This is a genomic window from Gluconobacter sp. P1C6_b (assembly GCF_018811945.1).
Classification (GTDB): domain Bacteria; phylum Pseudomonadota; class Alphaproteobacteria; order Acetobacterales; family Acetobacteraceae; genus Gluconobacter.
Genome location: NZ_JACRVU010000001.1, coordinates 83,479 through 96,830, shown reverse-complemented (window position 1 = coordinate 96,830; position 13,352 = coordinate 83,479). Strand labels below are relative to the sequence as shown.

The following is a 13,352-nucleotide window of genomic DNA, read 5'->3' as shown; positions in this document are numbered from 1 at the left end:
ATGATGTTACGTTCGGAATGTCTGGCAGAGGGCGGATCCTGGAATGGCACTATCCCATAAAGAACATGCAGTGGATGTCTGCGAGAGCTGCGCGCCGCTGGACGATGACAGCCGGCGTGTCGAACAGCCCCGCAAGAAGGCCCTGACGAACCGGGTCCGCCGGATCGAAGGGCAGGTCGGCGGTGTTCTCAACATGATCGAGAACGACCGCTACTGCGTCGACATTCTGACCCAGATCTCGGCCATCAAATCGGCACTGGATGGTGTGTCCATCCAGATCCTGTCGTCCCACGCCAATGGCTGCGTGCGCCGCGCGGTGCAGGACGACGGTGGGGAAGACGCGATCGACGAGCTTCTCCAGGTCGTCCGCCGGATGATGCGCTGAAAACCCTGCGCGTTCAGCGGTCCAGCGTTTCGCCGGGTGCGGGCTGGCCCTGCATGGACGAGTTCGACATGCCCATGTCCATTTTCTGACAGGCGGCGAGCTGCTGCTTCATTTTCGGCGTCAGGGTGCTCCGCTGCCTGCTGAGCGTCTGCAGATGCGAGCACAGGACCATCTGCTGATCCATGCTCAGCCCGGCCAGCGGATTCTGGGGGCTGGATGACGGCATGGACATCTTGCCGCCACTCATGTCCATGTGGCTCATATCCATGCCGGACATCGACGGGTCGGCGGCGTGCGCCATGCCGGTGGCGAGAAGGATGCTCAGTGCGAGGAAAATCTTGCGCATGATGTTGGGCTTTCGTTGTGATTGAACAGGAATGATCAGAACCAGCTTCGGACGCCGAGGCTGAAGCGGACGGAGCCGGTGTCGTCGTGCTGGTCACGGGCGATCCGGCGGGCCTGGGTGAGATATCCGGAGTAGGTCACGGCTACGTAGGGCGCGAATTTCCGCCAGATTTCGTATCGCAGGCGCAGACCGGCATCGACATCCGATAGACCGGCGCCAGCCTGACGTCCCGCGTCGGATTTCGTGTACAGGTTGAACTCGGCCTGGGGCTGGAGGATCAGGCGGTTGGTCAGCAGGAAGTCGTAAGACCCCTCGATGCGGGCGGCGAAACGTCCGCGATCGCTGACATAGGCCGTGGCCCCGAACTCGAATTCATACAGCGCCAGACCTTCGATTCCGAATGCGCCCCAGGTGCGGGTTGGACCGTCATCGAGGTCCATGCGCACGCCGCCCTGAAGGTTCCAGTAGGGCGAGATGGAGCGCGTATAGAGCAGTTCATGGTCGCCATCGCTCAGGCGGCCCTTTTCGAGCGTGCCTTCGGATTTCAGCCAGATCTTGTTGTAATCGCCGCCGAACCAGGCTTCGCCATCCCAGCGGAAATCGGTGCCACCGGGCGCATAGCGGCCTTCAAGCTGGTTGAAGATGCCGTGCAGCCAGGTGCCCTGATCCATGGCGGGCTTGATGTTGCCGATATAGACGACCGGGGTCGCTTCCGGCGCATCGGCGGCGTGATAGACCGGCTGGTCGGCGCGGGCCGTGCCGGACAGGGCGGCGAGGGCCAGAACCGCGCGGGAAAGGGCGTGTTTCATGCCACGATCACCGTGCGGAACATGCCCAGATCCATGTGATACATCAGGTGGCAGTGATACGCCCACATGCCGGGGGTATCGGCCGTCACGAGATAGCTCAGCTTCGAGCCCGGCTGGGAAATGATGGTGTGCTTGTAGGGGCGGTAGTCCCCCTGACCGTTTTCCAGCTCGCTCCACAGGCCATGCAGATGGATCGGATGTTCCATCATGGTGTCGTTGATGAGCGTAAAGCGCACGCGTTCGCCCAGCTTGAGGCGGATCGGGCCGGATTCCGAAAATTTCCGGCCGTTCATGCCCCAGATATAGCGTTCCATGTTGCCGGTCAGATGCAGGATGATCTCCCGCGTCGGCGGCCGCAAATCCGCTCCGGGGCGCGTGGCGCGGAGCTGTCTGTAGTTCAGGACGCGGCGGCCATTGTTCTCCAGCCCGTCGCCGGGGCTGCCGGTCCGGTCGATCGGCATCATGGCGCGCATCTGGTTTTCGACATTGATGGGCGGTGGACCGGGATCGTCCACTTCCATCTTCATGCCGGACATATCGCCCGACATATCCATGCCCTTCATGTCCATGCCGTGCATGTCCATTCCGGCCATGTCGCCATCCATCTTCATGCCGGACATATCGCCCGACATATCCATGTCCTTCATGCTTTCGCCGGGCTTCATGTTCCCCATGCCCATATCGACCATGGTGCGGACCGGGCGCGGATCCATGGGTGGCAGGGGCGCAATCATCCCTTCGAGCGGGGCCAGCGTGCCTCTTGCGTAGCCGGTGCGGTCCTCGCTCTGGGCGAAAATGGCATAGGCGCGCTCGTCCTTCGGCTGGACGATGACGTCATAGGTTTCGGCCACGCCGATGCGGAATTCGTCCACTGGGACAGGCTCGATATCGTTGCCGTCAGCCTGCACGACCAGCATTTCAAGCCCCGGAATCCGGACATCGAAGAACGTCATGGTCGAACCGTTGATGAAGCGCAGGCGCAGTTTTTCGCCGGGCTTGAACAGCCCGCTCCAGTTCATGTCCGGAGCGTGACCGTTCAGCGTGTAGGTGTAGATCGCGCCCGAGACATCCGCGATGTCAGTTGCGGCCATGCGCATTTTCGACCAGGCCAGACGGTCCGCGAGGGCTGCACCTGCGCTTCCTGCCTCGTGCGCTTCCTTCGGGAAAGAGGCTGCCGTGCGCTGGCGGAAGACGTAATAATCGTCCTGCATCTTGAGGTTGCTGACGATGTCATCGGGCATGACATCCGTCCATTCGCCCAGGAAAATCACGTAATCGCGGTCGCAGGCATTCGGGTCCGGGCGGCGCGGGTCAATGACCAGTGCGCCATACAGGCCCATCGCTTCCTGCATCCCGGAATGGCTGTGATACCAGTAGGTGCCGCTCTGGTGGAGCTTGAAGCGATAGGTGAAGGTCTCGCCCGGTGCGATGCCGCCAAAGCTCATGCCCGGCACGCCGTCCATGTTCGAGGGCGTGCGGATGCCGTGCCAGTGGATCGAGGTCGGCTCGTTCAGCGTGTTGGTGACGTTGATGCTGACGGTATCGCCTTGTTTCCAGCGCAGGATCGGACCCGGCACCGTGCCTCCGGCTGTCGGCGCGTGCATGGTCTTGCCATCCAGCGAGATGCGCGTGTGGCCGATCTTCAGATCCCACCGGTCGGACGGCATGGGGGGTATGATGCCGGAAGAGGCCTTGGACGAGAATGCGTGCGAGGTGCGGGGCAGGGCCGCCAGAAGGCCGCCTGCGCCAATACCCGTTACGAAACGTCGTCGTGTCAGGCCGCCCCGGATGCGGGACGGAAAGGTCATGAGAAAAATCCGCGAAAATGACAGAGGATCAGGCCCTGTCTGCCTCTTGAGGGCAGCAGAACGGGTCCACGCCTGTCAGGCGTGTGTCAGAGCGCGCGGAGTTTTGGCGGGGGGGAGGCGGGGATCCAGTCGGTGCCGCTGAAACGGTCGTGCCGCCCGGACGCAAAGGCCCGTGCCGCCAGACTGACGGGACCGGAAGGCTGGATGGACGCCACGGTCAGCATGGGTTCAGTCGAGACCACATGCGTATGGCAGCAGCCTTCGGAAGACTGCTGGGGATGGGGAATCGCATGGAAGGCTGACGTGCTGCAGCAGTCCGTGCTTTCGGGCTTCTGGTGATGGGCCATGTGCTGCATTGCCATGACCATGTGATGGGGCGCTTCAGTCCGGGCCTGCGCGGTGGACGTGCCGAGCAGAAGCCCGACCTGCATCAGCAGGCAGGCCAGCAGGCCGATCCAGATCCGGGCATGTGTCCTGACCATCAGAAGTCCCAGCAAGGGTAAGAAACAGGGTGATTCGATGTTTGAATCTGATGCGATCCTATACCCGCCGGGGGGATGGGGGAAGATTATTTTTCGAGACGTAAAAAAAATGACTTGTCGAATCTGTTTCGGGGGCAATATGAAAATTGCATACCCCAGTACGGTATATAAAACGTAATAAAATAGTGGAAAATTGGATATTGCTAGAATCGTTTTATCGTGAATAGTTATATATACCCTACCCCCACACCGTATGTTGATATGCCGTTACAGGGGTGTGGCTCTCACTCTGAAGGATTTCGTGACATGACAGAAACAGCACACATGACGGTCGAGGGCATGTCCTGCAACGGCTGCTCCGGTAAGCTCCAGCGCGCCCTTGAAGCCGTGAACGGTGTGACGGCCGTGGATATCGTTCTCGATGGCGGAAAGGTCACGGTGTCTTACGACCCGGCCCAGGTTTCGCCCGCCGCCTTCAGGGACGTTGTCGAAGACACGGGATTTGACGTCGTTTCCTGAGGCGCGACACGTCTCCTCCTGAAAAGATGGTGCGGGCCAGGTCTGCCAGATTCGGAACAGGAGCGTTTCATTACCGGCCCCATGCCGCTACACGATGCTTTCAGGACGCAGGATGTTGCATGGCGCCGGCATGTCTCTCTAGGACAGACACTATGACACAGCATGGCACTTCAGTTCGTCGTCTCAGCCTTTCTGCCATTTCCCACAATGCCCTGATCTGGGGCAGCCTGATGGCAGGCGTCTGCCCTGCGGCCATGGCCGATACGGTCGCGGCGCGGACGAAAAACCACCCACCCGTCTGCCATGCCACTCACAGAACGCTGCACCCGGTTCACTGCACTCCGCATCATGCTGCTGCTCCGGCGCAACAGTCTGCGAAAGCGCCTGTCACCACTTCCGTAGCCGCCGCTTCTGCCACGGCCGTCGCGCAGTCTTCTGCCGATGTGGACGGGACAGAGGCAGAAAACATCCAGGTTCTGGGTACCAACCACACCTATACGGCGCCTGCCGTCGAGGCCTGGGGCAAGAGCCCCGTGGCGCTCAAGGATGTGCCGCAGTCCGTTTCGGTCATCACCCAGCAGCGCATGGAAGATTCCAACATGCTGACGATGGCGGACGCCATGCGCCAGATCAACGGAATCCGCGTTCTGCCAGGTTCTACGGCCAATTCGAATTACTATTCCCGGGGCTATCAGCTCACAACATCCGTGGATGGCACGCCCGATGCGTCCGGCACGCTGAACAATGCCGCCTTTGACCTGTCCATGTATGACCGCGTCGAGGTGCTGCGCGGGTCGTCGGGTCTGTTGCAGGGCGGCGGTGGCGCTGGTGGCGTCGTCAATGAGGTCACGAAGAAGCCGGGCCGGGATTTCGCGGTCGATGGGTCCGCCATGGTCGGCAGCTTCAACAATTATCGTGCTGATGTGGATATGACCATTCCGCTGAACCGGTCGAAGACGCTCCGCTTCCGGACCGCCGATCTGTTCCAGGACAATGATTTTTTCTACAAATACTCCCATTCGCGTAAATGGCAGGCCTATGGCGCGCTGGAATGGGACGTCACGCCGACCACGACGTTCCTCGTTTCCCATGCGGCCCAACAGCAGGACATCACGGCGCCGTATTACGGTCTGCCGGTCACGACGGAAAAGACCCTGTGGTATGGCGGACGCGATGCCAACCCGAGCCAGAGCTGGGGTTACAGCAACTACATGACGCAGCAGACGATTGCGTCCATCACCCAGAAGCTCTGGGGTGACTGGACGGCGACCGCGCGCGCCACGTTCTATGACCAGAGTTACAATACGCTGTATAACGAGCCCTGGACGACGATCGACGCTAAAACCGGTCTGCTCCAGTATCAGGATATCGGCGTGGTCGGGATGCGGGGCAAGAACACGTCGCGCTCGGCGGATGTGTATGCCCAGGGCAGTTTCCGCCTTCTGAACCGCACACATCATGCGCTGTTCGGCTTTAACTATAATTCCTATGAGCAGCTGACGCAGTATGCGAACGTCAACTGCGATGCCATTTACAACAATGTCAGCATCAACAACACGGGTGTCGTGAAGGCGCCGGCTGCGAACTGCATCGATTACAAGCAGAACGATGATGGTTACGGCACGGACGACTACGCCTATCAGTGGGGTTTTTACGGACAGCTCCGTCTTGAAGTGATCCGGCATCTTTCGCTGATCCTTGGCGGCCGCGTGTCGCGGTTCTACGAGAAGCTCCAGTATGTTTCCCCCGGTCCGAAGAGCGAATGGACGACGACCTCGGATATTCGCGGCCAGCTTACCCCATATCTGGGTACGGTCTATCAGATCACGCCGAATATCTCCTGGTATGCCAGCTATTCCAGCATCTTCACGCCTTCGGTCGGTCGGCAGACCTATCGCGGGGGCGGGCTGAAGCCGCAGGAAGGCAATCAGGTCGAGACCGGTTTCAAGGCGGAATATTTCCATGGCAGACTGAATATTTCCTCTGCCCTGTTCCGGATGGAGAGCGTGAATCAGCCGGTTCAGGATCCGGATCACTCGCAGTTCTACATGACAACTGGTCCGATCCGGCGGCAGGGCTGGGAAGCGCAGATCGATGGCGAGATCCTGCCGGGGCTCGATGTCTCGATCGGCTATACCTATCTGGATACGAAGGTCTCGAACTCGAAGGTCAGCGATTTTGGCGGCGTCTATTCCCCGCACCACATGTTCAAGTCCTGGGTGCATTACAACGTCCCATACGGCCGTCTGAAAGGGCTCAATTTCGGTGCGGGCATTGATGCCAACAGCAATCTGCGCGGCAGTTATGCGACGACCGTTCAGGGTGGCTACATGACGCTGGATAGTATGATCGGCTACAAGATCAACAAACATCTGAAGCTGCAGCTCAACGCGACAAACCTGACCAACCGCTATTATTATGAGCGCGCCAGCGGTGTCTGGCAGTTCAACTTCCCTGCCGCACCCCGCAGTTTCATGGCCACACTTCGTGCAAACTACTGACGAAACGACCCCGCCACATTCACTTTCGGACTGGAAAGTCCTTTTTCCCTACTGGAAATCCGAAGAGAAGTGGTGGGCCTGGTCCCTTCTGGGAGGGACCATCGGACTGTCCGTGCTTTACGTTCAGTCCGCCGTCTGGTTCGGCGCCTGGTATCACCGGTTTTTCGATGCATTTTTTGCCGGTCAGGTCGCACATTGTCTCGGGATGCTGCCGCTTTACCTGCTGGTGACGGTGGGCTCGGTGGGGGTGCATGTAACGCAGACCTATCTGACGCAGGTCCTGTCCATGCGCTGGCGTTTGTGGAACACGCGGGTCTATCTGCGGCAGTACCTGTCGGAAGAAGCGTATTACCGCCTCGAACACGGGCCGAACCGGGCGGATAACCCGGATCAGCGTATCGCGGATGACCTGTCGCAAATGACGGTCCAGACGCTCAAGCTCGGTCTGGATGCGATTGATGCCGTGACCACGCTGTTCTCCTTTGCGGTCGTTCTGTGGAACATCGGGGGGGTATTTTCTTTTGACTGGCATGGCCATCATTTCCATATCCCCGGTTATCTTTTTCTGGGCGCTGCCATCACGACCCTGACGGCCTCGGGGATTCTGGAGCGGTTCGGCTCGCCTCTGATCGGTGCGAATTACCGGCAGCAGCATTTCGACGCGGATCTGCGTGCGGGGCTGATGGATATCCGGCGCAACTCCGAACAGATCGCCTTTTATGGCGGCGAGGACGCCGAGCATCTGCGACTGTCCGGCTATCTGGCGCATATCGCCACCAACTGGCGGAGCGTCGTGCGCTACACTTGGCGGGTCAATTTCATCGGGGAAGTCTATACCGGTGTCGCAACGGTCCCGCTGTGGCTGATGCTGGCTCCCAAAGCCATGGCCCATGCCCTGACATTCGGCCTCTATTCACAGATCAATTCCGCCTATACGCAGGTCCGGATCAGTCTGGAATGGTTCATTTTCAATTATGCGGATCTGGCGACGCTGCGTTCGGTGCTCCAGCGTCTGGGTGAGTTCGAGCGGACGGTCAGCCAGCAGCCCGAGACAGGGATTGAACGTTTCGCATCGGAAATCCCTTCGGTTCAGATCCGCGACCTTACGCTCTGCCTTCCGGATACGAAACCGATTGCCCGGATCGGTACGCTGGTGCTGGAAAGCGGGGAGCGCTGGCTGGTCCGTGGGCCGTCAGGTTCAGGGAAAAGCACGTTCCTGCGCGCACTCGCCGGATTGTGGCGTCACGGGAGTGGGGCGGTGTCCTTCAACATGCGGCAGGCCATGTTTCTGCCTCAGCGCAGCTATGTGCCGTCCGGCACCCTGCGTCAGGCCCTGTGCTATCCCGCAACGCCGGACCGTTATGAAACACTGTCCTGCCAGCGCGCTCTGGAAGCCGTGAATCTGGCGGGATACAGCCCTCGGCTGGATGAAATCGCTGACTGGGGCGATGTGTTGTCTCCCGGAGAGCAGCAGCGTCTGGCCGTGGCGAGAGCGCTCCTGTTCCGGCCCGCGATCCTGTTTCTGGATGAGGCGACCTCCGCTCTGGATGAAGGCAATGAATGCCGCCTTTACGAGGCCCTTCTTTCCGCGCTGCCAGGCACCACCTTCATCAGTGTGGCGCATCGCGATGCCCTGTGCCGCTTCCACGATCACGAGATTATGCTTGGCGATGGGAATGCCGTCTTTTCCGTGCTTGAAAAATAGGGTGGTGGGGTATATTTCTCACAAACTCTTTGCAGAATCCTCCTAGCCGACAGGACCCTATCCAGATGTCAGAAACGATCAGTTTCCCCGTCGGTGGCATGACCTGCGCCGCCTGTGCCGCGCGGATTGAAAAAGTTCTCAACCGTCAGGACGGTGTGAAGGCGACCGTGAACTTTGCGTCCGAACGCGCGCAGGTCGCTTTTGAAAACGCCTCATCCTCCGTTGAAAGCGTCGTGGCGGCCGTGCGTCGTGCGGGTTTTTCCGTGGACGAGCAGAGCCTTGACCTGTCGCTGTCGGGCATGACCTGTGCGGCCTGTGCCGCGCGGATCGAGAAGATCCTGAACCGCCAGCCTTCCGTGCAGGCCAGCGTGAATTTCGCGGCCGAGCGGGCGCATATCAATTACATTCCCGGCGTGGTCGAACCGGCCTTCCTGATCGGGAAGATCGAAAAGGCCGGTTTCGGTGCAACGCGTCTGGATGAGGGAACGCGTGAAGACCCCAAAGCCAAGCGGGCCGCCATCTGGAAGCGTGAGCGCAACCGCTTCATCCTGACGCTCATCCTGTCCCTGCCGCTCTTTGCCGAAATGATCGGCATGTTCTTCGGCCGCATGATCGTGCCGGTTCCGTTGCAGTTCCTGTTTGCGACGATCGTGCAGTTCGTCTGTGGCGCGCATCTGTATCGCAGGGCGTGGAATGCCGTGCGGGGCGGGTCGGCCAACATGGATGTGCTGGTCGTGCTGGGAACGTCCATCGCCTGGCTGTTCAGTGCGGTTGTCGTGGTGTTCGGACTGCATCAGCATGTCTATTTCGAAGCCAGTGCGTCCATCATCACGCTGATCTCGCTTGGCAAGCTCATGGAGACGCGCGCCAAGAACAGGACCAGCGCCGGGATCGAGAGCCTGCTCCAGCTTCAGCCGCAGATCGCGCATGTCGAACGCGATGGCGTGATCGTGGATCGCGCCGTTGCGGACATGCATGTCGGGGATATTTTCGTCGTGCGTCCGGGCGAGAGCGTGCCGGTAGATGGCGAGATCATCGAGGGTTCTTCTGAAGTCAACGAGTCCATGCTGACGGGTGAGAGCGTTCCGGTTCTCAAGGACGTCGGCAACGAGGTCTTTGGCGGGACCATGAATGCCAATGGCGCATTGCGTGTCCGGGCGACGGGAGTTGGGGCAGATACCGCGCTGGCGCGGATTGTGAAAATGGTCGAGCAGGCACAGGGGTCGAAAGCCAATGTGCAGCGTCTGGCCGATAAGGTTTCTGGCATTTTCGTGCCTGCCGTCATCGGGATCGCCGTTCTTACCTTCCTGATCGGCTGGGCCGTCACCGGTTCCGCGACATGGAGTCTTGTCTCAGCGGTGTCCGTTCTGGTCATTGCCTGCCCGTGTTCGCTGGGTCTGGCGACGCCGACGGCCATTATGGTCGGGACGGGGCGTGGCGCGCAGTCCGGCATTCTGTTCCGTAATGCCGATGCGCTGGAGCGGGCCGAGAAGCTCAGGACCATCATCGTCGACAAGACCGGTACCCTGACGCAGGGGCGCCCCACGGTTGCAGCCGTTCATCCGGCGGTGGGTGTTCCGGTGGATACGCTTCTGGGTGTTGCATATGCCTTGGAGCATAATTCCGAGCATCCGCTGGCCCGTGCCATCGTGGATTATGCCGAAAGCCACGAGGGGAATGCTCCTGCTGTGATAGAAGACTTCCAGGCGGTCCCGGGCAAGGGCGTCATTGCCCGGTGCGGCGGGCAGGAAGCGCGTCTGGGCTCGCCAGCCTTCATGCAGGCGAGTGGCCTGGATCTGTCTGCGTTGCCGGTTGCCGCGCTGGAAAGCGAAGGCAATACCGTCATCGCCGTGGCGCAGGGCGGTCAGGTTCTGGGGATCATCGCGCTCGCGGATGAGCTCCGTTCCGATGCTGTGGCAACCGTGAAGGCTCTGAAGGCCCGGGGCATCCGGGTCGTGATGCTGACGGGTGACAATGAACGCGCGGCCTCTGTCGTGGCGCGGCAGGTCGGTGTGGATGACTATCTCGCCGGCGTGCTGCCCGAGCACAAGGCGGATGGTGTTGCGAAATACCGTGCGCAGGGCGGTCTGGTTGGTATGGTCGGCGATGGCATCAATGACGCGCCCGCACTGGCCGCCGCCGATGTGGGGTTTGCCATTGGGGCGGGCTCTGCCGTCGCTCTTGATACGGCCGATGTCGTGCTGATGAAAAGCGAGATGACGGGTGTTCTGGATGCGATTTCGCTGTCCAATGCGACACTGTCCAAGATCCGGCAGAACCTGTTCTTTGCCTTTATCTACAACATTCTGGGCCTGCCGCTGGCGGCTTTCGGGATGCTGAATCCGATCGTGGCGGGCGCTGCCATGGCCATGAGTTCCGTTTCGGTGGTCAGCAACTCCTTGCTGCTCAACCGCTGGAAACCGATCTCGGGCAAGTCCTGAGGCGGAGTGTTCCGGGGGCCTTTACTGCACCCGGAACGGGAGTTTCCTGCGGGCGAAATCGAGCATGGCGGTTGCGCCATGCTCCCACAGGCCCAGCGGTTCGCTGCTGCCGATATGGCCGACAGCGCCCGCCTTCAGAAAATCCGACTGCCACTGACCGGCCAGCGCGCGTGCGCGCGGAAGGGACAGCCAGGGGTCATTGCTGCTGGCCATGATCGCGGTGGGAACGGGCAGTGGCGTGCGGGGAAGCGGGCCGAAAGAGCGGATGCGTGTGACGTCCGGATGGGCCGTCTGGTCAATATCCGCAGGTGCGACCAGAAACGCCCCGGCCACGCGCTGTCCACCATGCTGGCTCAGCCATCTGGCGCTCAGCACGGCTCCGAGACTGTGGGCGATCAGGAAAACCGGACGGGACGAGGCCTCGACCGCAGCAGTGAGCGCTGCTTCCCAGTCTGCAGGGCGGGGCGTTTCCCAGTCTGTCTGGTGCAGACGTTTCAGGCCATAAGCCTGTTCCCAGTGGGACTGCCAGTGATCCGGCCCCGAACCGAACAGGCCAGGGACCAGCAGCAGTTCGACCTGCTGGCCGAGGCGCTGGAACGCGCCGGCGAACTGCTGGCGGCCCGTATCAGGCAGGCTGTGCGTAGCCCATGCGGGATCGAAAGATGTCGGACGGCCGGAAAACAGGTTCATAACGTTATCTCCTCTCAGCCGCCCCGATTCTTTTGCAGGAAAGCGGAACAGGATCTGGAGCTAATAACGAACATAAACGACTATTAAATAAAACAACTTTTATTTATAGTTGTTTTATTGGTGCTCAGGCCAGCCCGTCGAAGAGCTGTGTGGAGAGGTAGCGTTCCGCAAAGGACGGGACGATGGCCACGATCGTCTTGCCCCGGCTGGAGGGCTTGCGGGCCAGTTCCATTCCCGCAAACAGCGCGGCACCCGAGGAAATCCCGATGGGAATGCCCTCAACGGCTGCACACAGGCGTGCCGTCGCCACCGCTTCCTGCTCGGAGACCTCGAACACGCCATCCAGCGCCTTGAGATCCAGCGTGTCGGGCTCAAAACCCGGACCGATGCCCTGAATGCCATGCGGGCCCGGCTCATCGCCATGCAGCACGGCACTTTCGCGCGGTTCTACCCCATAGACCTTGATGGATTTGCGGTGTTTTTTGAGCCCGTGGGCAATGCCGGACGCCGTACCGCCCGTTCCCAGACCGGCCACGACCATATCGACCTTGCCTGCTGTGTCTTCCCAGATTTCCCGGGCCGTTGTGGCTTCGTGTACGGCCGGGTTGGCGTCGTTTTCGAACTGGCTGGGCATCCAGGCATCGGGCAGGGTGCGGTTGAGCTGCTCGGCGCGTTCGATGGCGCCGGCCATGCCACGGGATGCAGGGGTCAGTTCCGTGTCGGCACCCATCAGGCGCAGCATTTTCCGGCGTTCGGTCGAGGCGTTTTCCGGCATGGTGACGATCAGCCGGTATCCCAGTGCCACGGCCGCGAAAGCGAGCGAAATGCCGGTATTGCCCGAGGTCGGCTCGATCAGCACCGTGCGGCCCGGCGTAATCAGGCCGCGTGCTTCGGCATCCCGTAGCATGGCCACGCCGATCCGGTCCTTGACGGAGCCGAGGGGGTTGAAAAATTCCAGCTTGAGGAGCAGCCGCCCATTGAGATGCTCACGCTGGGTCAGGTGTGGCAGCGCGACCAGCGGTGTACCTCCCACCGTCTCCAGAAAGGAGTTGAAAACGCGGCCCCGGGGGGCGGCATAACCTTCGAACGGGGCGGGGGACAGCGGAACCTTCTTGCTCATGGCCTCACTTAACACGGGAAATGGGGGAAAGGGCAGACGGTAAATGATGATTTCCGTTACAACGAATTAATAGCGTTATTACGGACGTGAAGTCGATATCACATCATGTTCATGCGTTATATATTGACGCTGCGCCGTATGACGTCGTATGTGATCCGCTCCGGTGGCATCCACAACAACAGGACCAGTCGGTCAATGATGTGTCGAATGTGTAGCTCGCAGCGCAAACGCTGCTCCGCTTCAGGTCCGGAGGCAATGGTCTCCGGCGTGTCATAACGCCCGACAACTGGACTGTCGGGCTCTTTCTTCAGGGTCCGGCATCATGCTTGGTTCAACAGTTATCGAAATCAACGGTGTTTTTCTCGGCGCGGCCATTCTGGTCAGCGAAAGCGGGACGAGACGCTTCTATGCCGCGCATGACAGCGTGCGTGCGCTCCACAACGAACTCCTTCCCGATCTGGTCGCGCTGCAGCAGCGCATCCGCCAGCACGTGCGCAAACCCGGCCGCCAGATGGTCTGATTGACGAGGAGCCTCTTCTGTCCGGA

12 protein-coding genes are annotated in these 13,352 nt (G+C 60.5%); 6 read left to right on the top strand and 6 right to left on the bottom strand.

Annotated features, from left to right (window positions below; genetic code table 11):
* Positions 1-43: 43 nt before the first annotated feature.
* Positions 44-385 (top strand): metal-sensitive transcriptional regulator, encoded by a 342-nt coding sequence (locus tag KP701_RS00460; RefSeq protein ID WP_225197475.1) that lies wholly within the window; start codon positions 44-46, stop codon positions 383-385.
* A 13-nt stretch (positions 386-398) separates the two neighbouring features.
* On the opposite strand, the gene KP701_RS00455 is transcribed toward KP701_RS00460, so the two are convergent.
* From KP701_RS00455 to KP701_RS00440, 4 genes are all read right to left on the bottom strand, one after another.
* The gene (locus KP701_RS00455; RefSeq protein ID WP_215745226.1) at positions 399-731 is read right to left on the bottom strand and encodes a hypothetical protein; all 333 of its coding nucleotides are present in this window, start codon (positions 729-731) and stop codon (positions 399-401) included.
* 35 nt (positions 732-766) lie between these two features.
* Positions 767-1,540, bottom strand: a complete 774-nt coding sequence (locus KP701_RS00450) for a copper resistance protein B (protein ID WP_215745225.1) — start codon at positions 1,538-1,540, stop codon at positions 767-769.
* Complete coding sequence (locus KP701_RS00445) at positions 1,537-3,348, bottom strand: copper resistance system multicopper oxidase (RefSeq protein WP_215745224.1); 1,812 nt, start codon at positions 3,346-3,348, stop codon at positions 1,537-1,539. Before KP701_RS00445 ends, KP701_RS00450 begins: the two co-directional genes overlap by 4 nt.
* 86 nt (positions 3,349-3,434) lie before the next feature.
* Positions 3,435-3,830, bottom strand: a complete 396-nt coding sequence (locus tag KP701_RS00440; protein WP_215745223.1) for a hypothetical protein — start codon at positions 3,828-3,830, stop codon at positions 3,435-3,437.
* Between the two features lie 306 nt (positions 3,831-4,136).
* Here KP701_RS00440 and KP701_RS00435 point away from each other — a divergent pair, with 306 nt between their 5' ends.
* The 4 genes from KP701_RS00435 (at position 4,137) to KP701_RS00420 (ending at position 10,996) form a co-directional block, all read left to right on the top strand.
* Positions 4,137-4,349: a heavy-metal-associated domain-containing protein gene (locus tag KP701_RS00435; RefSeq protein ID WP_215745222.1), complete on the top strand. Its 213-nt coding sequence runs from the start codon at positions 4,137-4,139 to the stop codon at positions 4,347-4,349.
* 152 nt (positions 4,350-4,501) lie between these two features.
* Positions 4,502-6,850, top strand: a complete 2,349-nt coding sequence (locus tag KP701_RS00430) for a TonB-dependent siderophore receptor (RefSeq protein WP_252345303.1) — start codon at positions 4,502-4,504, stop codon at positions 6,848-6,850.
* Positions 6,837-8,555: an ABC transporter ATP-binding protein/permease gene (locus KP701_RS00425; RefSeq protein ID WP_371818855.1), complete on the top strand. Its 1,719-nt coding sequence runs from the start codon at positions 6,837-6,839 to the stop codon at positions 8,553-8,555. The genes KP701_RS00430 and KP701_RS00425 overlap by 14 nt, the downstream gene beginning before the upstream one ends.
* Positions 8,556-8,620: 65 nt before the next feature.
* Positions 8,621-10,996 (top strand): heavy metal translocating P-type ATPase, encoded by a 2,376-nt coding sequence (locus KP701_RS00420; protein WP_215745220.1) that lies wholly within the window; start codon positions 8,621-8,623, stop codon positions 10,994-10,996.
* Between the two features lie 21 nt (positions 10,997-11,017).
* On the opposite strand, the gene KP701_RS00415 is transcribed toward KP701_RS00420, so the two are convergent.
* Both KP701_RS00415 and cysK read right to left on the bottom strand, forming a co-directional pair.
* A complete protein-coding gene (locus tag KP701_RS00415; protein ID WP_215745219.1) occupies positions 11,018-11,686 on the bottom strand; it encodes an alpha/beta hydrolase in 669 nt (222 codons plus the stop codon).
* Between the two features lie 124 nt (positions 11,687-11,810).
* A complete protein-coding gene (cysK, locus tag KP701_RS00410) occupies positions 11,811-12,806 on the bottom strand; it encodes a cysteine synthase A (RefSeq protein WP_041111260.1) in 996 nt (331 codons plus the stop codon).
* Between the two features lie 322 nt (positions 12,807-13,128).
* On the opposite strand from cysK, the gene KP701_RS00405 reads away from it, so the two are divergent.
* Positions 13,129-13,326, top strand: a complete 198-nt coding sequence (locus tag KP701_RS00405; protein WP_215745218.1) for a hypothetical protein — start codon at positions 13,129-13,131, stop codon at positions 13,324-13,326.
* Positions 13,327-13,352 lie beyond the last annotated feature (26 nt).

Excerpts from the sequence above, each read along its gene's own strand:
- KP701_RS00460 (WP_225197475.1), top strand. The coding sequence starts at position 44 with ATGGCACTATCCCATAAAGAACATGCAGTGGATGTCTGCGAGAGCTGC.
- KP701_RS00455 (WP_215745226.1), bottom strand. The coding sequence starts at position 731 with ATGCGCAAGATTTTCCTCGCACTGAGCATCCTTCTCGCCACCGGCATG.
- KP701_RS00450 (WP_215745225.1), bottom strand. The coding sequence starts at position 1,540 with ATGAAACACGCCCTTTCCCGCGCGGTTCTGGCCCTCGCCGCCCTGTCC.
- KP701_RS00445 (WP_215745224.1), bottom strand. The coding sequence starts at position 3,348 with ATGACCTTTCCGTCCCGCATCCGGGGCGGCCTGACACGACGACGTTTC.
- KP701_RS00440 (WP_215745223.1), bottom strand. The coding sequence starts at position 3,830 with ATGGTCAGGACACATGCCCGGATCTGGATCGGCCTGCTGGCCTGCCTG.
- KP701_RS00435 (WP_215745222.1), top strand. The coding sequence starts at position 4,137 with ATGACAGAAACAGCACACATGACGGTCGAGGGCATGTCCTGCAACGGC.
- KP701_RS00430 (WP_252345303.1), top strand. The coding sequence starts at position 4,502 with ATGACACAGCATGGCACTTCAGTTCGTCGTCTCAGCCTTTCTGCCATT.
- KP701_RS00420 (WP_215745220.1), top strand. The coding sequence starts at position 8,621 with ATGTCAGAAACGATCAGTTTCCCCGTCGGTGGCATGACCTGCGCCGCC.
- KP701_RS00415 (WP_215745219.1), bottom strand. The coding sequence starts at position 11,686 with ATGAACCTGTTTTCCGGCCGTCCGACATCTTTCGATCCCGCATGGGCT.
- cysK (WP_041111260.1), bottom strand. The coding sequence starts at position 12,806 with ATGAGCAAGAAGGTTCCGCTGTCCCCCGCCCCGTTCGAAGGTTATGCC.
- KP701_RS00405 (WP_215745218.1), top strand. The coding sequence starts at position 13,129 with ATGCTTGGTTCAACAGTTATCGAAATCAACGGTGTTTTTCTCGGCGCG.